The sequence below is a fragment of the Chitinophaga sp. CF418 genome, assembly GCF_900142925.1.
Classification (GTDB): domain Bacteria; phylum Bacteroidota; class Bacteroidia; order Chitinophagales; family Chitinophagaceae; genus Chitinophaga.
Map to the genome: position 1 here is coordinate 282,926 of NZ_FRCN01000010.1, position 24,716 is coordinate 307,641.

20 protein-coding genes are annotated in these 24,716 nt (G+C 47.5%); 12 read left to right on the forward strand and 8 right to left on the reverse strand.

Features of this window, described 5'->3' with window-relative positions:
• Positions 1–34 precede the first annotated feature (34 nt).
• The 5 genes from F3I09_RS22210 to groES form a co-directional block, all read right to left on the reverse strand.
• Positions 35–1,468, reverse strand: coding sequence for an L-serine ammonia-lyase (locus F3I09_RS22210; RefSeq protein ID WP_149697244.1), 1,434 nt, complete (start codon positions 1,466–1,468; stop codon positions 35–37).
• 208 nt (positions 1,469–1,676) lie between these two features.
• Positions 1,677–2,165 carry an FKBP-type peptidyl-prolyl cis-trans isomerase gene (locus F3I09_RS22215; RefSeq protein WP_188133913.1) on the reverse strand — a complete coding sequence of 163 codons (489 nt, stop codon included), beginning with the start codon at positions 2,163–2,165 and terminating at the stop codon, positions 1,677–1,679.
• Positions 2,166–2,229: 64 nt separating this feature from the next.
• Positions 2,230–2,730 carry an FKBP-type peptidyl-prolyl cis-trans isomerase gene (locus F3I09_RS22220; protein WP_149697246.1) on the reverse strand — a complete coding sequence of 167 codons (501 nt, stop codon included), beginning with the start codon at positions 2,728–2,730 and terminating at the stop codon, positions 2,230–2,232.
• Positions 2,731–2,837: 107 nt separating this feature from the next.
• A complete protein-coding gene (gene groL / locus F3I09_RS22225; RefSeq protein WP_149697247.1) occupies positions 2,838–4,472 on the reverse strand; it encodes a chaperonin GroEL in 1,635 nt (544 codons plus the stop codon).
• A 59-nt stretch (positions 4,473–4,531) separates the two neighbouring features.
• A complete protein-coding gene (gene groES, locus F3I09_RS22230) occupies positions 4,532–4,813 on the reverse strand; it encodes a co-chaperone GroES (RefSeq protein WP_072356767.1) in 282 nt (93 codons plus the stop codon).
• 251 nt (positions 4,814–5,064) lie between these two features.
• Between groES and nusB the strand changes: the two genes are divergently transcribed.
• From nusB to F3I09_RS22260, 6 genes are all read left to right on the forward strand, one after another.
• On the forward strand, positions 5,065–5,994 hold the full coding sequence (nusB, locus tag F3I09_RS22235) for a transcription antitermination factor NusB (protein ID WP_149697248.1): 930 nt from the start codon (positions 5,065–5,067) through the stop codon (positions 5,992–5,994).
• Between the two features lie 27 nt (positions 5,995–6,021).
• Complete coding sequence (locus tag F3I09_RS22240) at positions 6,022–6,468, forward strand: DUF1573 domain-containing protein (RefSeq protein ID WP_149697249.1); 447 nt, start codon at positions 6,022–6,024, stop codon at positions 6,466–6,468.
• A gap of 98 nt (positions 6,469–6,566) precedes the next feature.
• Positions 6,567–6,908: a preprotein translocase subunit YajC gene (yajC, locus tag F3I09_RS22245; RefSeq protein ID WP_223233339.1), complete on the forward strand. Its 342-nt coding sequence runs from the start codon at positions 6,567–6,569 to the stop codon at positions 6,906–6,908.
• 68 nt (positions 6,909–6,976) lie between these two features.
• Positions 6,977–7,573, forward strand: a complete 597-nt coding sequence (gene coaE, locus F3I09_RS22250; protein WP_149697251.1) for a dephospho-CoA kinase — start codon at positions 6,977–6,979, stop codon at positions 7,571–7,573.
• A 27-nt stretch (positions 7,574–7,600) separates the two neighbouring features.
• On the forward strand, positions 7,601–10,480 hold the full coding sequence (locus F3I09_RS22255; protein WP_149697252.1) for a DEAD/DEAH box helicase: 2,880 nt from the start codon (positions 7,601–7,603) through the stop codon (positions 10,478–10,480).
• An 82-nt stretch (positions 10,481–10,562) separates the two neighbouring features.
• Positions 10,563–11,678, forward strand: a complete 1,116-nt coding sequence (locus F3I09_RS22260) for a glycoside hydrolase family 5 protein (RefSeq protein ID WP_149697253.1) — start codon at positions 10,563–10,565, stop codon at positions 11,676–11,678.
• A gap of 719 nt (positions 11,679–12,397) precedes the next feature.
• On the opposite strand, the gene secDF is transcribed toward F3I09_RS22260, so the two are convergent.
• A complete protein-coding gene (secDF, locus tag F3I09_RS22265; protein ID WP_149697254.1) occupies positions 12,398–15,580 on the reverse strand; it encodes a protein translocase subunit SecDF in 3,183 nt (1,060 codons plus the stop codon).
• Between the two features lie 156 nt (positions 15,581–15,736).
• On the opposite strand from secDF, the gene F3I09_RS22270 reads away from it, so the two are divergent.
• From F3I09_RS22270 to F3I09_RS22285, 4 genes are all read left to right on the forward strand, one after another.
• Positions 15,737–17,017 carry a serine hydrolase gene (locus F3I09_RS22270; RefSeq protein ID WP_149697255.1) on the forward strand — a complete coding sequence of 427 codons (1,281 nt, stop codon included), beginning with the start codon at positions 15,737–15,739 and terminating at the stop codon, positions 17,015–17,017.
• 43 nt (positions 17,018–17,060) lie between these two features.
• Complete coding sequence (locus F3I09_RS22275) at positions 17,061–17,777, forward strand: DUF4397 domain-containing protein (protein WP_149697256.1); 717 nt, start codon at positions 17,061–17,063, stop codon at positions 17,775–17,777.
• Positions 17,778–18,028: 251 nt separating this feature from the next.
• The gene (locus tag F3I09_RS22280; protein WP_223233340.1) at positions 18,029–19,168 is read left to right on the forward strand and encodes a pyridoxal phosphate-dependent aminotransferase; all 1,140 of its coding nucleotides are present in this window, start codon (positions 18,029–18,031) and stop codon (positions 19,166–19,168) included.
• 119 nt (positions 19,169–19,287) lie between these two features.
• Complete coding sequence (locus tag F3I09_RS22285) at positions 19,288–19,818, forward strand: hypothetical protein (RefSeq protein ID WP_149697258.1); 531 nt, start codon at positions 19,288–19,290, stop codon at positions 19,816–19,818.
• 19 nt (positions 19,819–19,837) lie between these two features.
• On the opposite strand, the gene F3I09_RS22290 is transcribed toward F3I09_RS22285, so the two are convergent.
• Positions 19,838–20,764, reverse strand: a complete 927-nt coding sequence (locus F3I09_RS22290) for a M23 family metallopeptidase (protein ID WP_149697259.1) — start codon at positions 20,762–20,764, stop codon at positions 19,838–19,840.
• A 111-nt stretch (positions 20,765–20,875) separates the two neighbouring features.
• Between F3I09_RS22290 and F3I09_RS22295 the strand changes: the two genes are divergently transcribed.
• On the forward strand, positions 20,876–22,429 hold the full coding sequence (locus tag F3I09_RS22295) for a methylmalonyl-CoA mutase (protein ID WP_149697260.1): 1,554 nt from the start codon (positions 20,876–20,878) through the stop codon (positions 22,427–22,429).
• A gap of 149 nt (positions 22,430–22,578) precedes the next feature.
• A complete protein-coding gene (locus F3I09_RS22300; RefSeq protein WP_149697261.1) occupies positions 22,579–23,475 on the forward strand; it encodes a bifunctional 2-polyprenyl-6-hydroxyphenol methylase/3-demethylubiquinol 3-O-methyltransferase UbiG in 897 nt (298 codons plus the stop codon).
• 333 nt (positions 23,476–23,808) lie between these two features.
• On the opposite strand, the gene F3I09_RS22305 is transcribed toward F3I09_RS22300, so the two are convergent.
• Complete coding sequence (locus F3I09_RS22305; protein ID WP_149697262.1) at positions 23,809–24,624, reverse strand: M57 family metalloprotease; 816 nt, start codon at positions 24,622–24,624, stop codon at positions 23,809–23,811.
• Positions 24,625–24,716 lie beyond the last annotated feature (92 nt).

A 24,716-nucleotide genomic window follows, 5' to 3' on the forward strand; every position in this document is an offset into this window, starting at 1 on the left:
TTACTTTATTATTGCATGCAGCGTCTATCTGCAATCAGCACTCGGGAAGGCTGATAGGTATGTTTACGGCCAGACCGCCGTCAGATGTTTCCTTGTATTTGCTGTTCATATCCAGCGCAGTATCCCACATGGTTTTCACTACCGCATCAAGGGAAACCTTTGCCAGTTCAGGGTTGCTTTGCAGGGCCAGCTGGGAAGCAGTAATGGCCTTGATGGCGCCCATAGTATTTCTTTCGATGCAGGGCACCTGTACCAGTCCGCCAATAGGATCGCAGGTCAGGCCCAGGTGATGTTCCATGGCTATTTCAGCAGCCATCAGTACCTGGCGCTGGGAGCCGCCCAGGCATTCTGTAAGGGCTGCCGCCGCCATTGCGGATGATACGCCTATCTCCGCCTGACAGCCACCCATAGCAGCTGAAATGGTAGAGCGCTTCTTGAAGATACTGCCGATCTCAGAAGCAGTAAGCATGAACTGCATGATCTTTTCATCCTGGTAGCCGTCACAGAAAGTGATGAAGTACTGCAGCACGGCAGGTATCACACCCGCGGCGCCGTTAGTAGGCGCGGTCACCACTCTGCCAAAAGAAGCATTTTCTTCATTCACTGCCAGTGCAAAACAGCTTACCCAGTCCAGCGTATAGGCAAAATGGTTACCACCCTGCCTGATAGCGGAGATCCAGGAATCGTAGTCTGTATAAGTATTTTCCTTTAATAATTTTTTGTTCAGCGCAGCGGCGCGTCTTGCTACACGCAATCCACCGGGCAGTTCTCCTGAAGTATGACAACCCCGGTAAATGCATTCTTTCATCACACGCCAGATGTTCATCACGCCTGCCCTTGTTTCTGCTTCCGGGCGCCAGGCCTGTTCATTCTCCAGGACCAGTTCTGAAATGGAATAACCTGTTTTGATACACCATTGTAACAGCTGGCGGGCAGTGTCTATCGGGAATGGCAGATCTACCTGTGAAGCGGCGCTGCCCTGGTTTTCACCTTCCTTTACAACAAAGCCGCCACCGATGGAATAGTAGGTAGCCGCCAGTTGCTCACCATCTTCAAAGGTGACCAGGAAAGTAAGTGCATTGGGGTGAAAAGGTAAAGATTCATCATACAGGAAAGTAATATCCTGTAAAGGATCAAAAGGAATAGCATGACTACCTCCCAGTAACATAGTCTTGTTACGGCGGATGTCATCCATTTTATTAGTGATCTGGTTAACATCGAAAGTTACCGGGTCATCTCCGCAAAGTCCTAACTGAACAGCAATGTCTGTACCATGGCCGTGCCCGGTCTTTGCCAGGGAGCCGTATAATAAAATGCTGACTTGTTTAACGGAACTGAGTTTTCGCCCTGTTGCCTGCATTTCCCGCAGGAACTGTAGAGCTGCCCGCCATGGGCCTAACGTGTGTGAGCTGGAAGGACCTACGCCTATCTTGAAGATGTCAAATACCGAAATGCATTCGTGTGCCACTACTTATAATTTAAGCAAATTTAAGGCATTCCGCATATCCAAAAATCCACACATGACGCCAAAAAACAGGCCCCACCTGAGCTGATCAGTACGGGACTTTGCCGGTATAAGCGCAAAGCACAATAAATACTATGACATGACGCCAACAACAAGTCCCGCCTGAGCTGGTCAGAGCGGGACTTTGTTGGTATAAGTGCAGAGTACAATACTATGGATTGGTGACATCGGTTAACTCGATATCGAAGATCAGAACGGAGTTGGCAGGGATATCTTTATTCACAGCCGGGCCATATCCGTAATAGGAAGGAAGATACACCCGGATCTTACCACCTTTTGTGATCTTTGTCAAAGCAAACTGAAATCCGGTGATCAGGCTTCCCGCATATCCCAGGTCGCGGGGAGTAGTCCCGGTGGAATCAAATACCTTACCTGACAAAAGCTGTCCTGTATATAATGCTTTTATTTCGGTCCTGGTGCTTTTAACACTGTCTATACCATTTCCGATCGCTGAAATCTTGTAGAAAATGCCTGAAACCGTATCCTGGTCAGCCACCAGGTTCTTAGCTTTCAGGTATGCCTTAATACTATCCACATCTCTGTTGAACTGTGGCACCGGGTCATAAGTTTGGTTGTCTTTACTGCAGGCTGCAAACAAAGCCATCATCAATACTGCTCCCAGCAGGAAAAATTTCCTCATGCTTAGTTTTTTCATTTAAATGCTCAGATTTTTATAATTGTCAGTGATTAGATACGGAAGGAACTTATTTAAAGTCAATTAATTCAACATTGCACACCAGGACAGTATTGGCGGGAATGATGTTACCTACGGCCATATTGCCAAAAGCCAGCCGTGAAGGGATGATCATAAAGATCTTACCTCCCTTGCCTATTTTCTGCAGGCCGATCTGCCAGCCGACGATATGGTCTTTCAGGGCGCGGCCATCGAAGTCGGTATCTCCGAAAGAGGCGTCCAGCAGGGAGTCATTCAGGTTGGCGCGGGTATAATTGATGGTAACCACGGAATTCAGGGTAGGATGGATGGAATCGCCCGGTTCCTCTATGTTGAAATAGAGTCCGCTGAAATCGTGTTCCATAGTGAGATTGTGGTCGCTGATATATCCCTGGATAAGGCTATCCTGTTCCAGTATAGTTCTTTCCACACCACTGAAGGCATCGGCATCGGAATATTCATTCTTAGCGCACGCGGTCAGCAGGAATACTGGCAATAAAAAACAAAAAGTGGCGCGTAAAAAGGCGTTCATACAGTTATAACGGAGAAATAGTGCTAAAGTTACAGGAAAGGGAACAAAAAGGAAAGGGTGTCTGCCAGTGGCGGACACCCTTTCGCTTATATTTTCGGATACTACTATTAATAGTCCATACCCATACCGTGGCCACCATGCGGAGCAGGAGCAGCGGATTTAGGTTCAGGTTTGTCAGCGATCACACACTCAGTGGTCAACAGCATACCTGCAATAGAAGAAGCGTTTTCCAGTGCAATACGGGTAACCTTAGCAGGGTCGATAACACCAGCTGCCAGCAGGTTTTCATACACCTCAGTACGGGCGTTGAAACCGAAATCACCTTTACCTTCTTTTACTTTCTGTACTACGATAGAACCTTCGATACCTGCGTTAGCAGTGATCTGACGCAGTGGCTCTTCGATAGCACGTTTAACGATAGAGATACCAGTCTGCTCGTCTTCGTTTTCGCCTTTCAGTTTTTCCAGGCTTTCGATAGCGCGGATGTAAGCAACACCACCACCTGGCACGATACCTTCTTCAACAGCAGCGCGGGTAGCGTGCAGGGCATCGTCAACGCGGTCTTTCTTCTCTTTCATTTCTACTTCAGTAGCAGCACCTACGTACAGTACAGCCACACCACCGCTCAGTTTAGCAAGACGTTCCTGCAGTTTTTCGCGATCGTAGTCGGAAGTTGTTACTTCTATCTGGGCTTTGATCTGGTTGATACGAGCCTGGATAGCGTCTTTTTCGCCTTTACCACCAACAACGGTAGTATTGTCTTTATCAATAGTTACAGATTCTGCACGACCCAGGTAGCTGAGGTCAGCATTTTCCAGTTTGTAACCTTGTTCTTCGCTGATAACAACACCACCGGTCAGGGTTGCGATGTCCTGCAGCATTTCTTTTCTTCTGTCGCCAAAGCCCGGAGCTTTTACTGCAGCAACTTTCAGCTGACCACGCAGTTTGTTCACTACCAGGGTAGCCAGTGCTTCACCTTCCAGATCTTCAGAGATGATCAGCAGCTGCTGGCCGTTCTGAACGATTTTTTCCAGGATGTGCAGGATGTCCTTCAGGGTGCTGATCTTTTTATCGTAGATCAGGATGTAAGGGTTCTGCAGTTCAGCGTGCATTTTTTCGCTGTTGGTGATGAAGTATGGAGACAGGTAACCACGGTCAAACTGCATACCTTCTACTACTTCTACAGTAGTGTCAGTACCTTTTGCTTCCTCAACGGTGATCACACCATCTTTGGTTACTTTGTTCATTGCTTCAGCGATCAGTTTACCGATCTCAGCGTCGTTATTAGCGGAGATAGCAGCAACCTGCTCGATCTTTTTATTATCGCTGCCTACTTTCTCAGCCTGTTTAGCCAGGTTTTCAACGATAGCTTTAACAGCCTTGTCGATACCACGTTTCAGGTCCATTGGGTTAGCACCCGCAGCAACGTTTTTCAGTCCTTCACCGATGATAGACTGTGCAAGAACGGTAGCGGTAGTAGTACCATCACCTGCGATGTCAGCGGTCTTGGAAGCAACTTCCTTCACCATCTGTGCACCCATGTTCTCGATAGGATCTTCCAGTTCGATTTCTTTAGCAACACTCACACCGTCTTTTGTTAAACTAGGAGCGCCAAATTTCTTTTCGATAACAACATTGCGACCTTTAGGACCCAGGGTCACTTTCACCGCATCAGCCAGGGTATCAACACCCTTCTTCATCTTGTTGCGGGCGTCAGTGCTAAAAAATATCTGTTTTGCCATAATAGCTTGTGTTTTTTTTAATTTGTGTTTTGGTTTGCCTGTTATGTCAGCGTGATTGCTTAAACAATAGCTAAAATGTCAGACTCACGCATGATTAAGTAATCGCCACCTTCAATGCTGATCTCTGTACCGGAATATTTACCATACAATACAGTATCGCCTACTTTTACAGTCACCGGCTCATCTTTCTTACCAGGACCGGCAGCTACTACCGTACCTCTTTGTGGTTTTTCTTTTGCAGTGTCAGGGATGATGATACCACCAGCTGTTTTTTCTTCTGCAGCTGCGGGTTTCACGATCACCCTGTCAGCTAAGGGTTTAATACTTAAATCTTTTGCCATATAATTATACTTTTTAAAAAGGTAAGATGAAGATTTATTGTGTCTTGGCACCTCGATAATTGTGCCAATGCATTTTGATAGTCAAATTTTCAGTCACTAACGGATAGCCTTATCGAGCCTACTGACAAAAATGCCATTTTTTCAGCAAAAACCTGACAGAATCTGCCGTAAGATAGGAATTACCAATTAAGAATTCCTAATTCCCCTTTTTTCCCCTAGCTTTGCGCCCTCATACAGTTCTTGATTATAAGATGATTAGCAGAAGAAATATCCGGGTGAAGGTCATGCAGACCCTCTATGCCCTGGAAACGATGGAACAGGATACCGTTAAGCCGGGCACGGCTACCAGTTTACTGAACGAGAAACTGGACCAGACCAGTCAGATCTTTACATACCTGTTATACTGCCTTTCACAGGTAGCACAGTATGCGGAAATCGACGCGCAGGCACGGGCCTCCAAACATCTTCCCTCAGCAGCCGACCTGCAGGTAAATACCAAGATCGCCGGAAATGAATTTATTTTCCAGATAATCAACGACAAAGGCTTTCAGGTAAACCTGGAACAATGGAAACTCAAACACCTTCCTGAGCAGGACCTGATGCGTAAGCTCTACAATACGCTCACAGCCACAGATATTTATCAGAATTACATAAAAGATCCTGCCCGCAACAAAGCCAGCGAAAAGGAGATCATGGAATACGTCTATAAAGAGATCCTCACCAAAAATGAGCTGTTCGTCCAGCATATGGAAGACAATTTCCTGCACTGGGGCGACGATGCAGAGATGATGGACCTCCTGGTAGCCAATTACATGCACAAACCGCACCTGTTCAATTTCCTCCAGCTGATCAGCAGGGAGAAACTGGAATATGCGCGCGAACTGCTGCTCACCGTACTGGATAAGAAGGAATACTGCCTGGAGCTTATTAAGCCCAAATTACAGAACTGGGACCCTGAGCGTATCGCCGCAGTGGATATGTTACTGATGGAGATGGGTGTATGCGAGTTCCTGTACTTCCCCACCATCCCTACCAAGGTGACAATCAATGAGTATATTGACCTGGCCAAGGCATACAGCACCCCGCAGAGCGGACAGTTTGTCAATGGTATCCTGGACAATATCCTGAAAGACCTCGATCAGGCGAATCAGATAAAGAAGATAGACCGTACAAAAAAATAGCTATTTTTGGGCCGAACCCAATACTATATGAGAAAGATATTCTTTTACCTGATAGCCGGAAGCCTTGTGGCAGGCGCCTGCAATTCGTCAAATACCGGTAAAACCGGTGGCCAGGAAACAGCCGCCGCCGCTACCGCTGATTCAGTGAAAGGTACTCCTGTGATTGCTTTTGATGAAATGGTCCACAATTTCGGTAACGTCACCGAAGGCGAAAAAGTGGAATATGATTTCAAATTCACCAATACAGGCGACAGGGATCTGCTCATCACAGACGCTACCTCCAGCTGTGGCTGTACAGTGCCGGACTGGCCTAAAGAGCCTATCAAACCGGGACAGAGCAGCTACATGAAAGTGGTTTTCAACAGCGCAGGAAAAGAAGGATATACCGAGAAGGAGATCATTATCAGGGCCAATACGAAACCGGAACAGGTGCAGGGACCCAAGATCCAGTGCACTATCCTGAAGCAGAAATAAGCTGACAGGACATCAGGACACCGGTATCAATATTGCGGGACAATAGAAACAAGAAACAACTAAACAACAAAATACAACTTAATACGATGTACACTAACATGCTGAACGTTTTACTGATGGGTGGTGGTGCAGCTGGCGCGCAAGGCGGTGGCGGCTTCCAGTTCATATTTATTGGCGGTATGATCCTGGTGATGTGGTTATTTATGATCCGCCCTCAGACCAAGAAAGCAAAAATGCAGAAAGACTTCATCAGCAATCTGCGTGAAGGCGACAAAATCGTTACTATCGCAGGTATCCATGGTACTGTGAAGAAGATCAACGAAGATGGCACCCTCAAAATCGAGGTGAGCGCTGGTACTTACTTAACTATCGAGCGTTCTGCTATTAGCATGGAATATACTACTGCTCAACAGAAAGCTGCAACTACACCAGCAAAATAATTGCTATCTGCTGATAGCGCGTCCCAAATTCCTGACGGAGTTTGGGATTTTTTTTGGAATTTGGACGTATGTTAAAAGTTGGTATTACAGGCGGCATAGGCTCAGGCAAAAGCACAGTGGCCAGGATCTTTGCACTACTCGGTGTTCCTGTCTATTATGCAGATGATGCAGCCAAAACGATCATGCAGACGGATGCATTGCTGATAGAACAGGTAAAGGTACATTTCGGCAACCATATCTACGACAGCAATAATGTGCTGGACAGGGCCGCATTGGGCAAGATCGTTTTTAATGACAAGGATAAACTGGAGTTACTCAACTCTCTCGTGCATCCTGCCACCATCCGTCATAGTGACGAATGGGCCGACCGGCAAACAGCTCCCTATGTGCTAAAAGAAGCTGCCCTCCTTTTCGAATCCGGTTCATTTCAGTTCCTGGACAAATGCATCGGTGTATCTGCCCCCCAGCCACTGCGTATACTGCGGGTGATGAAACGGGATAATATCAGCCGCAATGATGTACTGGCGCGGATGTACAAACAGATCGATGATAATATCAAGATGAAACTGTGCGACTATGTGATCAGGAATGATGAACAGGAAATGGTCATCCCACAGGTACTGGCATTGCACAACACACTGCTGCAGCTGGCTGCCGGCAATTAACCCGATTAATTATAACCATATTATTACATGGGGAAAACCATCACACAAGGCAATAACAACAAACATAAAGCAACGCCTGTATTGCTGCTGGAACTACAGTCCAATCACCCTACCCCGGTGAAGATCAGTGCAGGTATGCTGAAAGAAGACGCCGGTGGCCGTACCTGCCAGCGCATGCCCCTGAACGATAAAAAGTCATTGTCCATCTTCAACACCCTGCCAGCCGGCGTACAACACCTGTTGCAGCCCTGCACGCAGGAAGCGATGGTGTATAAAGAACTGCAACTCAAGGAGAAATTCCGGGACAATCCCGTGAAATCCCTTACCCTGCAACAATTCGTGCAGGAAGGTATGCAGCAATACCTCTACCACACACTCCAGCAACTGCGGCCGCTGACGCCGGTATTACCCTGGTATACTATGATCACGGACGACAGTATGCTACTCAAACATACACGGCCTGCCACGGTAAACAACTTTCCACCTGTGCTCTCCTTTGAACTGCGACGCACTTCCACCGGCGCACTGAGAGCGGCGGCGCTGGTTACCATCAACGGACAGGCTTTTCCTCTCTCCGATTTCGAGCACTACGGTTTTGTGCTACGCAGCCGGGGAGAACTATTCATCCTCCCTCCTGCCGCGGCTACCACGCTGGAACAATTTCCCGGTGGATTTATGGACATACCGGCATATGAGGAAGCCACCTTCATCGAACATACCCTGCCGGCCCTTAGTCAGCAGTATAGCGTTGATAAAAGCATCCTCCTGCAAAAAGAAATTATTGAGACTCCTCCGGAATGCAATATCTGGCTGAGTGAACTGAATAAATCCTTCCTTGTACTAACGCCACAGTGGCAGTACGGCAACTTCAGCATCGAGGATACCAATGAACCGGTCATCTTCAAAGCGGAAGGCGATATCCAGTACGAGATCAAACGTCATGTGGAAGCCGAAAAGGAACTGATCGCCTTCATCCGCGCCTTGCATCCCCGCTTTGCGCAACAGCGGAATGGCTATTTCTACCTCCCTTTCGCAGATGCGGAGAAGAGCCAGTGGCTGGTGAAATGCTATCGTAAACTGACAGACAGGAATATCGGCGTGTATGGCATGGACCAGCTGCAGCACTTCAGGTACAACACCAATGTACCCGTCATGGACGTTCGCTGGCATGGTGATGACAAGGATACCTTCGATCTCGAAATAGACGTCCATTATGGCGATATCCCCGTCGCACTGGCAGATATCCAGAAAGCACTACTGCACCGGCAGCCACACCTGCTGCTGAAAGATGGTACCATTGGGGTTATTCCCGACGAGTGGCTACACAAGTATGACCTCCTCTGGAAGCTGGGACAGGTCAACAAGGACAAGCTGAAACTGTCACGGCTGCATTTTACCGTAGCCCAGGAAATGCTGGATGCCCAGGGCACTGTTGTAAAGGAAAATGCGGTGGAGCAATTACAGCGCCTGCAGGCAAAATCAGCCGAACACTTTCCGGTGCCGGCAGCTATACAGGCACAATTACGCACTTACCAGCAGGCCGGCTTTGAATGGATGTGCCTCCTCGACGCCATGCGCTGGGGTGGCTGCCTGGCGGATGATATGGGTCTTGGTAAGACCCTCCAAACCATCACATTCCTGCAACATCTTTGTGAGAAATATCCCGGGGAAACACACCTCGTCGTGTGCCCTACCTCCCTTATCTATAACTGGCAGGCCGAACTGCAGAAATTTGCCCCCGGCCTGCGCTACACCGTGTACCACGGCGGCAACAGGCAATATGATGCGGAACACTGGAAACAGCAGCAGCTGATCATCACCAGCTATGGCACCGTACGTAGCGATACGGCCGTTTTTACCACGCATGTATTCGGGTATGTCGTGCTGGACGAAAGCCAGGTGATCAAGAACCCCTCTTCCCAGACCACCAGGGCCCTCCAGGTAATGCAAAGCCGCAACCGCCTGATATTGAGCGGTACGCCTATCCAGAACAATACCATGGACCTCTATGCACAGATGAACTTTGCCAATCCCGGGCTGCTGGGTAACCAGGCCTTCTTCCGCTCGGAGTTTGCCATGCCTATTGACAAATATGCCGATGCCGAAAAGGCAGGCCGTCTGCGTAAACTGATATATCCCTTCCTGCTGCGGCGCACCAAGGAACAAATTGCACAGGATTTGCCGGATAAGACGGAGATCATCATGTGGTGCGAGATGGGTGAGGAACAACGGAAATCTTACAACCGTATCCGCGACATGTACAAAGAAAAGCTCATGGCGCGCATCAATGAGGACGGAATGGCAGCCAGTACGATCTATGTACTGGAGGGTCTGACCCGCCTGCGGCAGGTATGTAACGCCCCTCAGCTGGTGGCGGAAGAGTCTCATGTTACCAGCTCTGTCAAACTGGATGAGCTGATGCGGGAGATCAGCGAGAACACCGGTACACATAAAGTACTTGTATTTTCACAGTTTACCGGTATGTTGCAGCTTATCGCCAAGTCCATGGAAAGTGAAGGCCTGCCCTTCTTTTACCTGGATGGCAGCACCAAAGCAGAGCACCGGCAGCAGTTGGTGAACCAGTTCCAGGAAGACGAAAATATCAGGGTATTCCTTATCAGCCTCAAAGCCGGAGGCGTGGGCCTCACCCTGACCGCCGCCGATTATGTGTATCTTGTAGACCCCTGGTGGAACCCCGCGGCAGAGCAGCAGGCTATTGACCGTACACACCGTATCGGACAACAGAACAAGGTTTTCGCTTATAAGATGATCTGTAAAGACAGTGTGGAAGAGAAGATCCTCGCCTTACAGGAGCGGAAAAAGATGATTGCAGATGACCTGATCAGTGAAGATACCGGCTTTGTGAAAAAGCTGACAGAAGAAGATGTGGCATTCCTGTTCAGCTAAGAACCATGCCTTTCCGCCTGAGAACCTGTTCCTTCCGGCGAAGGCTTTTGAACGTGAACATTAATTTTCGAATATTTGTACTATGTTAAATATCTACAAATCACTTGTTGCCACATTGCTCATCTTTATGCTGGCTGCCCCTTCTGCCATTGTTCTTGCACAGGATGCACCCAGGATGCCTGAGGGATTTAACATTCAACGCGGCGTAAACATCAGTCACTGGTTGTCACAATCTGGTGGCCGTCATGGTGTGGCCCAGGCCGATTATTTCACAGAAAAGGATGTCGCCTTGCTGGCGGATAAAGGCTTTGACCACATCCGTATTCCTGTAGAGGAAGCTGAACTCTGGGATTATCGGGAAGACAAATACAAAGATGCTTTTGCACTTTTACATAAAGCGATCGGCTGGTGTAAACAGTATCACCTGCGGGCGATTGTAGACATGCATATTCTTCGCAGTCATCATTTCAATTCGAAGAGCAGGGCGCTCTGGGAGGAATCTGCTGCGCAGGAGCGTTTCCTGCAGTGCTGGCGGGAACTCAGCGCGGAACTGAAGAAATACCCTTCTGATCTCCTTGCCTATGAGTTATTGAATGAACCTGTTGCCGACAGCGCCTCTCAATGGAATGACCTGCTGGCACGCGGTGTTGCCCTGATCCGCGAGCTGGAACCTAAACGGGTGATCGTGATCGGCAGTAACCATTACCAGTCTTACGCCACTTTTCCACAGCTAAAAGTACCAGCTGGAGATAAACGACTGATCCTCAGCTTTCATTATTACAGTCCTTTCTACTTTACCCATTATAAAGCCAGCTGGACTGCCCACAAGGATTACAGCGGTCCTGTACATTATCCCGGCGCTACCATTACTTCAAAAGAGATTGCCCAACAACCGGCTACTATCCGCAATCTGCTGGCAGGTAGCTCGGAGGAGTATGATGCCGATATCATTGAGCAGCAGATCATGACAGCGGTGAAAGTAGCGCAGAAGCTCAAATTACCCCTTTATTGCGGCGAATGGGGCTGTCTGAACACGGTGAGTCGCAAAGACAGGTTGCATTGGTACAGGGATGTCAGAAAAGCCCTGGAAAAGAACCGTATAGCCTGGACTATCTGGGATTATAAGGGCAGCTTCGGCATTATTGACGACAATGGTGAGCCGGATGACAAGCTCATAAAACTGCTGACAAGGGATTAGCAATCCCGCTATTTCTGCGGAAAATCCACAATTACATCATCTTAGATCCTGTATAGTAACGGGATCCGCCACAATGCTTCCTTACAGATGCATATGTGTAGGGCATTTCATTGTTATCTCCTAACATCAAATCCAGTCTGATAAAGGAATTCCCCGCAATGCAATATTACAGATGCATATGTGTAGGGTATTTTCCCGGTACTTCCATATCACTTCACCGGCATTTCCATATCATTTCACCGACATTTCTATATCGAAGGGATATACATATGAGCCTAAAGTGATATCCAGATGACGGTATAAGGATATGGAGATATAGAGAACAAATAGAACCCAGACTGGGATTGAACCGATTTGGATACCAGGATAGCTGGGAATAAACACTTGAGGACGCTGGCTGGAAAGACTGGGGAGAATTTCTTAAAATCATGTTTTAGGCCCGTATTTCGCCTGTTTATTCAAACAGCGATACTTATCTGATTTAGAAGAGATGGAGCTGTATAAAGCCTGTAAAGTGGCAATAAAGGCAGATTTGCAGGTATAGTCGCGAAGTTTTGTTTTGGGTGTGAGCAACCCCAATTACATTAGGAGGGTTTACTGAGGATAGGCCGTCCATTCAAGCCGCCCGCCACAGGTGGGCTAATGTTTGTAGCCTCCATGAAAAAAGCCCCTCGGTTGTACCGAAGGGCTTTTAATTATCAAACATTTTAGTTGAACACTTATTTTTTCGCTGTAGCCGGAGCTGCTGCTTCTTTTACAGGAATCACTTCGCTTTCGTTAGAGAGCTCGTTCTTCTTGTCGAAGTCTACCAGTACCGGAGCCGCCACGAAGATGGATGAGTAAGTACCTGTTACCACACCGATCAACATTGCGAAGGCGAAACCGCGGGTTACCTCACCACCGAAGATGAACAGGATCAGGATGGTCAGGAACACAGTCAGGGAAGTCATTACGGTACGGCTCAGCGTATCGTTGATGGCTTTGTTGATCACCTGGTCTCTGCTTGCGCCCTTCATTACACCTGTACGGAAGTATTCGCGGATACGGTCGAACACGATCACGGTATCGTTCATGGAGAAACCGATCACGGTCAGGATCGCAGCGATGAAGTGCTGGTCAACTTCCAGTGCGAACGGAACGAACTCGCGGCAGTAAGAGAACACTGCCAGTGTTACCATCACGTCGTGCAACAGGGAGAAGATAGTACCGATTGAATATTGCCATTTGCTGAAACGCAACAGGATGTACAGGAAGATCACGATCAGGGACAGGATGGTCGCTTTCACGGCGCCTGCACGTAAGTCGTCAGAAATGGTCGGAGATACTGTCTGGGAAGCTACGATGAACCTTGGTGAAGAGAATGCCTCATAAGTCAATCCTGGCTCGTAGTATTTCTTCAGACCTTCGTACAGTTTCTGTGTTACTTCTTTATCTACTGCTTCGCTCTGCTCATCGATCTTGTAGTTGGTAGTGATGCTCAGCTGGTTGCTGGTACCGATTGTTTTAACGTAAGGCTCGTTTCCGAACTCTTTTTCCAGTGCCGCACGTACTTCATCAGACTTCATTGGCTGTTCGAAACGAACGGTGAAGTTACGTCCACCATCAAAGTCAACACCATGACGGAAACCATGGAAGAAAGAGGATGCACCTAAAGCAATCATGATGAATGAAATGATATAAGCGTATTTTCTCTTTCCTACGAAGTCGAAAGAAGCGTGTTTGAAGATCTTTTTAGAGATCGGAGTAAAGTATTCGAAGTGTCTTTTCTTGTTAGTCCACCAGTCTGTAACGATACGGGAAACCATGATACCACAGAACAGAGACAACAGCAAGCCGATGATCTGTGTGGTAGCGAAGCCCAGTACCGGACCGAGACCGAAGTAGAACAGGATGATAGCGGTGAGCAGGGAGGTAATGTGACCATCCAGTACAGGTGCGTAGGAACGTTTGTAACCGTCTTCTACTGCCTGCTGGTAGTTCTTACCGCGGCTCAGTTCATCTTTAATACGTTCAAATATGATTACGTTCGTATCCACAGCCATACCTACAGTGAGCACCAGACCGGCGATACCAGGCATTGTCAGCGTAGCGCCGAGGGAAGCGAGGATACCGAAGGTGAACAGCAGGTTCAGGATCAGTGCGATATTAGCCACCCAACCGGCGGTGTTGTAATACACCAGCATCAGGATGAAGATCACGATAAAGGAGATGATGAAGGATTTGGCACCAGCTGCGATAGATTCAGCACCGAGGGACGGTCCGACGATCTGCTCTGAAACGATCTTGGCAGGAGCTGGCATTTTACCAGACTTCAGGATGTTTGCCAGGTCGTTTGCTTCTTCCAGTGTAAAGCTACCGGAGATAGAAGAACGGCCACCTCCGATCTCACCCTGGATGGATGGAGCGGAATAAACGATGTTATCCAGTACAACAGCAACATAGTTCAGTGTAGCAGGATTGCTGGGATCTGATGGGGCCAGTTCGCCAGTCAGTTTTTTCCATTCTTTGGCACCAACCTGGTCCATCGTCATGGAAATTTCCGGACGGCCGCTCTGGTCGTAATCCTGTCTTGCGTCCACTACCCTTTCACCACTTACACGGGGAGCAGGGCTGATCGGATTTATTTTGATAGCATATACCGGCAGTGGTGCACGCTTATTTTCTTTGTCTTCAGCACCGTATATGAACACCAGGTCTTTAGGCAGTACATTTTTTACTGACGGGATCTTGAGGTAACGGCTGAAGGTAGCAGTATCGGAAGGGAGGATATTACCTACAACCGGGCCATAAGCAACGCCCTGCTGAGGATGATATCTTGGGAGGAAAATGCTGAAGAAAGGCTCAGCTTTTGCCAGTTCAGCTCTGCGCTCAGCTTCTGTCTTCAGAGAGTCAGCTTTGCCGGATTTTGCAGAGTCATTTAAGATAGCGGAGAGACTACCTGTAGTTGTGGTATCACCAGCAGCTTTTGCTACAGCAGCAGCACTGTCAACGGCCTGCTTGGCGGTTGTATCAGCAGCAGCCTTTGCAGGAGCAGCACCTACAGCAGCTTTGATGGCCTCGTTCATTGGCTGGAGGATAGTGGAGATGAACTGCTCATCGTTCCTGTATACCTCACGGAATTCCAGGTTAGCGCTGGCCTGGAGGTATTTTCTCACACGCACAGGATTGTCAACGCCGGCCAGTTCCACAGAAATGATACCCTGGTTCTCATCCAGACTGATGTTAGGAGAAGCAACCCCGAATTTATCGATACGTTTCTGCAGCACCATGTAGGTATTTTTGATGGCTGCGCCTGCCTCACGGCGGATCACATCCAGTACCTTACTGTTGCTTGTATTGAAATCAATGTCTTTCTGGTATGCATTGGCAAAAATGGTAGAAAGACGGCCCTGAGGCTGTATTTCTTCATATGCCTTCCCGAACAATGTAACGAAATCAGACTGACTGGCTTTCTTGCGCTGTATAGCCAGGTCCAGGGCTTTGTTAAAAGCCGGATCCTGTGAATGGCCGCTCAGTGAACGGATCACATCTTCCACACTTACATCCAGTACTACGTTCATACCACCCTGAAGGTCAAGCCCCAGGTTCAGCTCTTTTTCTTTGGCTTTGTCATAAGTAACGTACCAAGGAAAACCCGCCATTTCTTTGTTACTGGTACTGTCCAGAATCCGTTGTCTTCTTTCCTTCACCAGGTCTGCCAGTGAGTCCTGATAAACAGCCTGCAGCTCTTTATTACCAGGATATTTCTGTTCAGCAGTTGGTAATGATTTGCTAATATCACTCTGGGCTTGTGCAACTACTTTCTTCTCGTAGCCACGTACCAAAAACGTGAACGACAAATAATACACAGAGATAAGGATCAATGCACCGGCAAAAAATCTAACCAGTCCTTTAAGTTGCATATTGTTTCGGGTTTATAAAAATTTTTTAAGAGTTGCAAAGATAGAATTTAAATTGATATATTAAAGCCGTTCAGAGGTAGAAAAGGAAAAAGGTGGAATTAATTGATTATCAATACATAAACCCTTGCTTTTCTGCCAAAAATTAATCTTTATTTTATGCGTCGTTCTGTTTTTCTCTGGTTGATGCTATTCTTTGCAGCCTGCAATACTAATAAAAATATGGGAACAAGGCATTATCCTGCTAAAGACTCTTTCCTCGATACCCTTTTAAGTGCTCATGCGGATAAACTGGGACCAGTGTTCCGGCAGTCGCAGGACTTTGGTTTACAGATCATTTACACCCGGATAGACAGGGATGCGGCGAACCGGCCTCACTTCACCGATTATTATTACCGGGTGGATACCGGCCGGTATTTCTACCCGGCATCCACGGTAAAACTGGCAGCAAGCGCCCTGGCCCTGGAGAAACTGAATGACCTGAACATTCCGGGCCTGGACAGGAATACCCCCATGTTCACTGACAGCCTGAAAGGCATTACTCCTGCAGTACTGTCAGACAGTACTGCTCCCGGTGGACTCCCTTCAGTAGGGCAATATATTAAAAAAATACTATTAGTAAGTGATAATGATGCCTATAACCGGCTTTATGAGTTCATTGGGCAGGAAACCTTTAATAAGAGATTGTGGGAGAATGGTTTTACTACTATCCAGATAAAACACCGGGTGGGAGTCACGGGAATAGATCCCGAAGAAAACCGGCATACCAACCCCGTCACCTTCCGCCAGGGCGAACGGGTGATATACAGTCAGCCCGAAGGCTATAGCCGGTTGGTCTTCTCACCCCGGCATGACCTGATGGGAAAAGCTTACTATAATGATAAGGAGGAACTGGTGAACAGCCCTATGGATGCCTCCCAGAAGAACAGGATACCCCTGGCTGACCTCCATGGGATATTACGGCAGATAATTTTTCCGGAAGCTGTAACAAAAGCTCATCGATTCCGTTTAAGGGATAGCGATTACCAGTTTTTATATCACTGTATGTCTGCTCAACCAGAAGAATCAGGTCATCCCCACTATGATACAGCCGAATTCCACCATAACTATGTGAAATTCCTGTTATTTGGAGGGGTACAAAGCAACAACATTAATGCGAACATACGTAGTTTCAATAAACCAGGCTGGGCATATGGATTTCTGACAGACGTAGCCTATATAGCGGACTTCACACATCATGTAGAATTCATGCTGTCGGCCACTATATATGTAAACAAAGACGGCATTTTAAGCGACAAACATTATCAATTCGAAGAAACAGGGAAGCCATTCTTAAAAGCATTGGGCGAAATTATTTACGAGTATGAACTGCAACGCGCGAAACAACATCTTCCGGACCTGTCAAAATTCAGGTTCGATTATACCAGACGTCTTGAATAACCTTTTATAATACCAAATCAAATTCGCACTAAAAGATAGAAAAATGACAACTAAAAAAACTCGCGTGTGGGCAATAGCGGCCCTTGTGGCAGTGGTAACAAGCTTCAGCGCATGCTTAAAAAGCGATAACGTAACTCCTCAGCGGGACAGGGCTGCGGTAGCTATTATCAATGGTATCCTCACCGGTGGAGACCTTGATTTTTATGATAACAGCACCAAAGTGAATAACGGCGCCCTTAACATTGGTTTTACCTATATCGGATATCCTATTTATGGTGGTGTTCGTACGTTCGCCTTTAAAAAGTCCGGTCAGACTACTGACTATGTTGCTGTAACTGCGCTGTATGATTCCCTGACATACAATACCGTAGTAGCTTATGGCGATTCTACTGCACCGCAGATGAGAAGCATTAAAGACGATTTCACCGGTGCTACCCAAACAGCGGTGAACATTCGTTTCTTCCATTTAAGTCCTACCACCGGCGCTGTTGACCTGTATATAGACGATGTAAAGGTAGACAGCAACCGCACCTATGTGGGCTCCAGCGGATTCAGGACTGCTTTCACACCGCTGAGCAAAGGAGTTTTCACCAACAATATCAAGATAAAAGCAGCAGGTACCAGCACCGTACTGGTAGAAAATTCTTCTCCCAGCGCCAGCTTCTCTTCCGGCAGTGTATATACTATCTACCTGATCGGTTCCAAGGATTTTACCGACAAGAAAAAATTAGCCGTAAATAACATCCGCAGCCTTTACTAGTCTGTAAAATTGCGTATATACATATTCAGGCAGCCGGGATCAATAGTAAAGTTGGTCCCGGCTGCTTTTTTGTTACAGTGTATCTCTGTACATCGCGTTTCTCCATTATAGCTTTCTTTTTTTTCTACTATGACACTTCCAAATTTATTGTAGGTTTGTCTCCAGTTAACCCTATAAAACTGTTATTGTTTATGAAGGAAATGGAACTCGCCGAAAGGCTATCGAGGATATCCGAGCCTCAAACGATTAAGATGGCTAAATTAAGCCGTGAGCTGAAAGCCCAGGGTATAGACATTGTAGATCTGAGCATAGGAGAGCCTGATTTTGATACACCTGCCCATATCAGGGAGGCTGCCAAGAAAGCCATCGATGAAGGCTTTACACATTATACGCCTGTTGCCGGTTATCTTGAACTGCGTCAGGCTGTAGTGCATAAACTGCAGCGCGATAACGGACTGCAATATACGCCCGAGCAGATCGTCGTATCAACGGGGGCCAAGCAGAGTATTGCCAATACAGTATTGAGTGTCATCAATCCCGGTGATGAAGTGATCATCCCTACTCCCTACTGGGTTACCTATTCAGAACTGGTGAAACTCTGCCAGGGCGAAGTGGTATTTGTTCCCTGCAGCATTGAAAACAACTATAAGATCACCCCGGCCCAGCTGGAAGCCGCCATTACACCGAAAACGAAACTGTTCATGTTCTCTTCTCCGTGTAATCCAACCGGCTCCGTATACAGCAAAGAGGAACTGAAGGCGCTGGCGGATGTATTTGCAAAACATCCCCAGATCTATATCATGGCCGACGAGATCTATGAATATATCAACTATGTTGGTACACATGAAAGCATCGCCCAGTTTGAAGGCATGCAGGAACGTACCATCATCATCAACGGTCTCAGTAAAGGTTTTGCCATGACCGGATGGCGTCTGGGTTACCTGGCCGCTCCGAAGTCGCTGGCTAAAGCTGCGGACAATATCCAGAGCCAGTTTACCTCTGCTACCTGTTCCATCACACAGCGTGCAGCTATTACCGCCCTCACCGGCGATCTGACCACTGCACATGCCATGGTGGACGAGTTCAGGAAAAGACGTGCTTTCGTCTTCGAACAGCTCAGCAGCATTCCCGGTTTACAGCTCATCCAGCCGGATGGCGCGTTCTATATGTTCCCGGATGTCAGCGCTTTCTTTGGTAAATCATTTGAAGGCGAGGTTATCAAAAATGCAGACGATATCTGCATGTACCTGCTGCACAAGGTAAACGTATCTACCGTAACCGGCGCTGCGTTCGAACAGCCAAACTGTATCCGCCTCTCCTATGCCACTTCCATGGCGAAACTGGAGGAAGGTATGAAACGCCTGAAAGCAGGATTTGCACAACTAAGCTGATAAGTTAAATCATCATTAATATTAGCTCCGGTATCGTCAAATACCGGAGCTTTCTATTTTACAGCACCCTTGCATATTAATTCGTTTCCATATATTTGCACCTGTAATATCCAATCTGAATGAACATTTCAAATAGCACGTTACTGTTTATCGTACTGGGCGCCGGCGTACTGGCTATCCTTTATATGACCTTAAAAGACATGATCCGCAAACCGGAAGCAACTCCGGCGCCAGCGGAAAACGCATCAAAGCCGGCTACAGATAAAGCTATCCTGCCATTGCAGTTACAGGCCTATGAGCGCCTGGTATTGCTGGTGGAACGCATTAACCTGCAGAACCTGATCGGACGCATATTCCAACCGGGATTAACAGCGGTTGACATGCAGGTGGGATTGATACAGACCATCAAAGCTGAATATGAACACAACATCGCTCAGCAGATATATGTGTCTCCTATGGCCTGGGAAGCGGTAAAAACACTGAAAGAGCAAACTATTACCATCATCAACCAGGTAGCCAGCCAGCTTCCTCCTGATGCTACGGCAATGGACCTGAACAAACAAATACTGGAAATATTCCTGCAGGCGGAAACTTCTCCTTCCGAACTGACGTCACAGATATTAAATGCAGAAGCTAAACGGTTATTTTAACCGCTTAGCTTCTATCCAATTACTTCTTCACCATCTCTACCCGCTGCGGTCTTATCACTTCATACAACAGATATCCTCTTCCGTTAAAATGAATATAACGGGGCGGCGACAGGAACCAGGGTATGCCCGGTACTTTGACATGTGCCTGTATATGTAAATGCGGTTCTGAGCTGAATCCTGAATTACCCACACATCCCAGGGGATCTCCCTGTTTTACCACATCTCCTTCTTTCACGATCACACTTCCATGTTTCAGATGGGCCAGGAACACATAACTGTTCGCTGTTTCTATCAGTACCTGGTTGGTATTGTGTGGTCCCCTGATCATATCCGGCGGAATATTGTCCGGATCTTCGCCAATGGCCCTGGCAATACGACCATCACAGGGACTATACAGTGTATCACCGAATATTTCATAATCCTCCAGGCGGCGGCTGAATATAGCATTTGCCCGGGCGCCATTGGGTTTTAACTTCACGATATCCATAGCATATATTGCTCCACGCAGACTGTAGTGAAACAGGTTTGTTGGCAGGCCCTTTCCTCCCTGCAACACAAAATACCGGCCTGTCTTCAGCGGGAAAGCCAGGTCGATAGGCCTCGCCTTTCCTGTAGTACCTGTAAAATAAAGGGTACTGAGCGTTAGGAACAATACTGAAAAGAACAGGTTGCCGACAAAACGCCATACACGCGGCACCGGCGCATCTTTCTTTTTGCGGAAGAAGCCGAGGAACAGGGTTAGCAGCAGACAGATGCCAAATCCCCATTTGGCATCGACACTAAGGTAGATCCAGGTACCATAGAGATAAATAAACAGGCCGAGGGAGAGCCCCAGGATAAACAGGGACCAGCTATGCCGGAATATCCTGCCGGATGCAATAAAGACCAGGAAAATGCTTAGCAGAGCCAGGGCGAATGTGAGTAGTAACAAAGCGTAAATAAACATGGCTTATCAGAAAAAACTTTTTGCAAATTATCAAATTTGTGCTCCACCGCAATAACGTAATAATTATGTAACATTGCTCTTACTACGACATTATTCCACGAAATTCAGATTATGAAAGATAGTATCAAAACAGATGCCGGTATCACAATCGCACCAGTATATACCACACCAGTGCCAATGCAGGAGTTGCCGGGCGAGTTTCCTTTTACAAGGGGCGTACACGCTTCCATGTACCGGGATAAGCTGTGGACAATGCGGCAGTATGCGGGCTTCAGCACGGCAGAAGCGTCCAACGAACGTTATCACTACCTACTGCAACAAGGAGTAATGGGCCTCAGCGTGGCGTTTGACCTGCCCACCCAGATCGGGTATGATTCCGATCATGCTATGTCGGAGGGCGAGGTCGGGAAAGTCGGCGTAGCCATTGACTCCCTCGAGGATATGGAACGCCTGTTCAAAGGCATCCAACTGGAGGAGATCTCCACTTCCATGACTATCAATGCTACCGGGTTTATCTTACTTGCGCTGTATATTGCCCTGGCGAAGAAGCAGGGCGCTGATCTGAAGAAGATCTCCGGTACTATTCAGAATGATATTCTCAAGGAGTATGCTGCCCGTGGTACCTTCATCTACCCTCCCAAGCCCTCAATGCGGCTGATTACCGACATCTTTGACTATTGTAGTCACTCGGTACCGAAATGGAATACCATCTCCATATCAGGATATCATATCCGCGAAGCGGGGGCTAACGCTGTGCAGGAGCTGGCGTTTACGCTTGCTAACGGTAAGGCGTACTTAAAAGCAGCGCTGGACAAGGGGCTGGATATAAATGTCTTCGCCCGCCGTCTTTCCTTCTTCTTTAATGCGCATAATCATCTCTTTGAGGAAGTAGCCAAATTCCGCGCGGCACGCCGTATGTGGGCGCATATTACCAAAGAGATGGGGGCTACGGATCCTAAGGCGCAGATGATGCGTTTCCATACACAGACGGGGGGCAGTACGTTGACTGCCCAGCAGCCGCATAATAACATCGTGCGGGTAACTGTGCAGACACTGGCTGCGACGCTGGGTGGTACACAGTCGCTGCATACCAATGGTTATGACGAAGCGCTGTCACTACCTACTGAGGCAGCGGCGCGCATTGCATTACGTACGCAGCAGATCGTGGGGTATGAAAGCGGTATTGCCGATACGGTGGATCCGCTGGCGGGATCTTATTATGTGGAGGCGCTGACAAATGAAGTGGAGTCCCGTGCGTGGGAGCTGATCGGGAAGATAGATGTGATGGGAGGCGCTGTCAGTGCAATTGAACAAGGGTTTATGCAGGATGAGATAGCGAGGAGTGCTTATCGTTATCAGCAGGAGATTGAGAATGGGGAGAAGATCATTGTGGGGGTGAATAAATTTGCTGTACGGGAAGATGTGGCGACGGAGGTGTTCCGGATTGATGATAGTATCAGACAGGTGCAGACAGAACGGCTGCAGGCGCTACGGGCTAAGCGGGATAATGCGGCTGTGACGGCGTTGCTGGCGCGTCTCGAATCAGCAGCGCAGACTACGGAGAACCTTATGCCGATTGTGGTGGAGGCCGTGGAGAGTTATTGTACGCTGGGGGAGATTGCGGATACGTTGCGGAAGGTGTGGGGGGAGTATAAGGGCGTTTAATTTTGTTTTTTTACCACGGTAGCTCGGTTCCAGGTAGGACCACCTGAAACCACTGCTACCTCCGGACGGACGATTGGTGGCAGGCTTCAGAATGGAGCCAATTCTTATTTCATTGTCTGTATTTCGTAATTGTATTGTATTTTTAGGCCATGTCTTCTATTTATTATAACGCGTGCCCGATATGTGGGGCTGGCAATATACACAAGGTACTGACTGCCAAAGATTATACTGTGTCGGGCGAATCATTTGATATCTATCATTGCGGGCATTGCAGCGGAAGGTTTACCCAGCATGTTCCGGGCCTCGCGGAAATAGGTCGTTACTATCAATCACAGGATTATATCTCTCATTCTGAGACCCGTAAAGGATTGATCAACCGCTTATATCATAGCGTGAGAAAGATCACCATGCGCTCCAAACAGAATTGGGTGAAAGCAGCGACAGGACTGAAACAAGGTACGCTGCTGGATATAGGCTGCGGCACCGGCGCCTTCCTTCACTATATGAAACAAATTGGCTGGCAGGTCACTGGCCTGGAACCTGACGACATCGCCAGGAATAATGCCAAAACACTTTATAATATCGAACCACTGCCATCCTCTGAACTGTTCTCTCTGCCGGCACAACAGTTCGATGCAATCACGATGTGGCACGTTCTTGAACATGTTCATTCCCTGCACGACTACTTAAAACAGATCCGTACTTTGCTGAAGCCGGAAGGCTCTCTTATTATCGCAGTACCGAATTATACAGGGTCTGATGCGGAACATTATGAGTCCTTCTGGGCCGCTTATGATGTACCACGCCACCTCTACCACTTCTCCCCTTCCTCCATGGAAGTCCTGCTGAAACAACATAAGATCCGAATCGTACGCAAACATCCCATGGTGTTTGACGGATTCTACGTGAGCCTGCTCAGTGAGAAATATAAAACCGGTGGTAATGGTTTGTTTAAGGGCTTCTGGAATGGGTTTATTTCTTACAGAAAGGGACTGAAAAATGTAGACAGGTGCAGCTCCGTTGTGTATGAATGTAAAGCGGAATAGAAGCTAAAATTGATGATCTATTCAGTGTTTATAATTAGAAATCAGATAGGGATTAGATAGTGATCTATTCAGTATTTACAATTGGTGATTAGTTGTGATTAGGTAGTAATCAATTTAGTGTTACAATTAGTAATTAGTTGTGATTAGGTAGTGATCGATTAACAAACAGTAATTAAGATCTTCTATAATAAAAGCCAGAGACCGATAGCGGAAAGCTAAGTCTCTGGCTTTTTTTGACGATAGTGATCACGTCAACAGCATCTGATGACCCGATGGCATGCTGCTATGGCTATCGTCGTTGCTCATGCATCAGCTAATAAGGGATCTTATGAGTTAATACAAATAGTTAAGTGCGATAAGATCGTTTGCATTGAATGTACGGTCGCCGCCATTGGAGCAGGCCAGCATCCAGGAGTTGGCATCAAAGCCTGTTGGTGTTCCCGGAATGTGGATAGCGCCATAACCGGCATCACCTTCGTTCACATTCTGATTGCAGCTTACACGCGTGTCGTAGTCTGTATGACGGAAGCCGATACAGTGACCGATCTCGTGTTGAATCACAGAACCTACATACAGTACATTCGGATTTGCTCCGTATGCCAGTCTGTGTGTATTCATCAGGATTGAATTATACGGATTGCCTGCAGCTGTAGGAAAACCGGAAGATCCCAATGTGATAAAACCACCACTTGGGCCCTGAGAAAAGCCCTGGATAGTGATATCAGCGGTGCCACTGGTAATGCGGGTGAAAGTGATACTCAGACCAGCCCTGTTATAACGCGCAATAGCTGTGTCAGTACCTGCTACATAAGCAGTACCAAGGCCGCTTACCAGCACCGTAATGTTACGGGCACCGGATACAGACACCAGATTGGTGGTGCGATACTGTTCGCTTTCAGCGACCCTTAAAATGGGGCTGTTGACCTTTGTATTCAGATTCTCTTCTGTCAACACGATATCATTTTCCACGAGATAACCTCCTGCTACTTTTCTGACATTGTCAGTACCGAATCCCAGCGCATAGATCTTGGCCTTTGTTTCATCGGAGATCTCTGATGCAGTCGTCGATTTTACTGCATCTTTTTTACAGGAAACCATCAGTGTGCCTGCCAGCAAGCAGATGAAGGCGCCTAATAGGTGCTTACGCATATCGTTTAAATGTTTTGATATTTTTTACAGATTGTGCTCATGCATCAGGAAATACAAAGCATGCGATTCGTTTGCATGATATTACTTTCAGC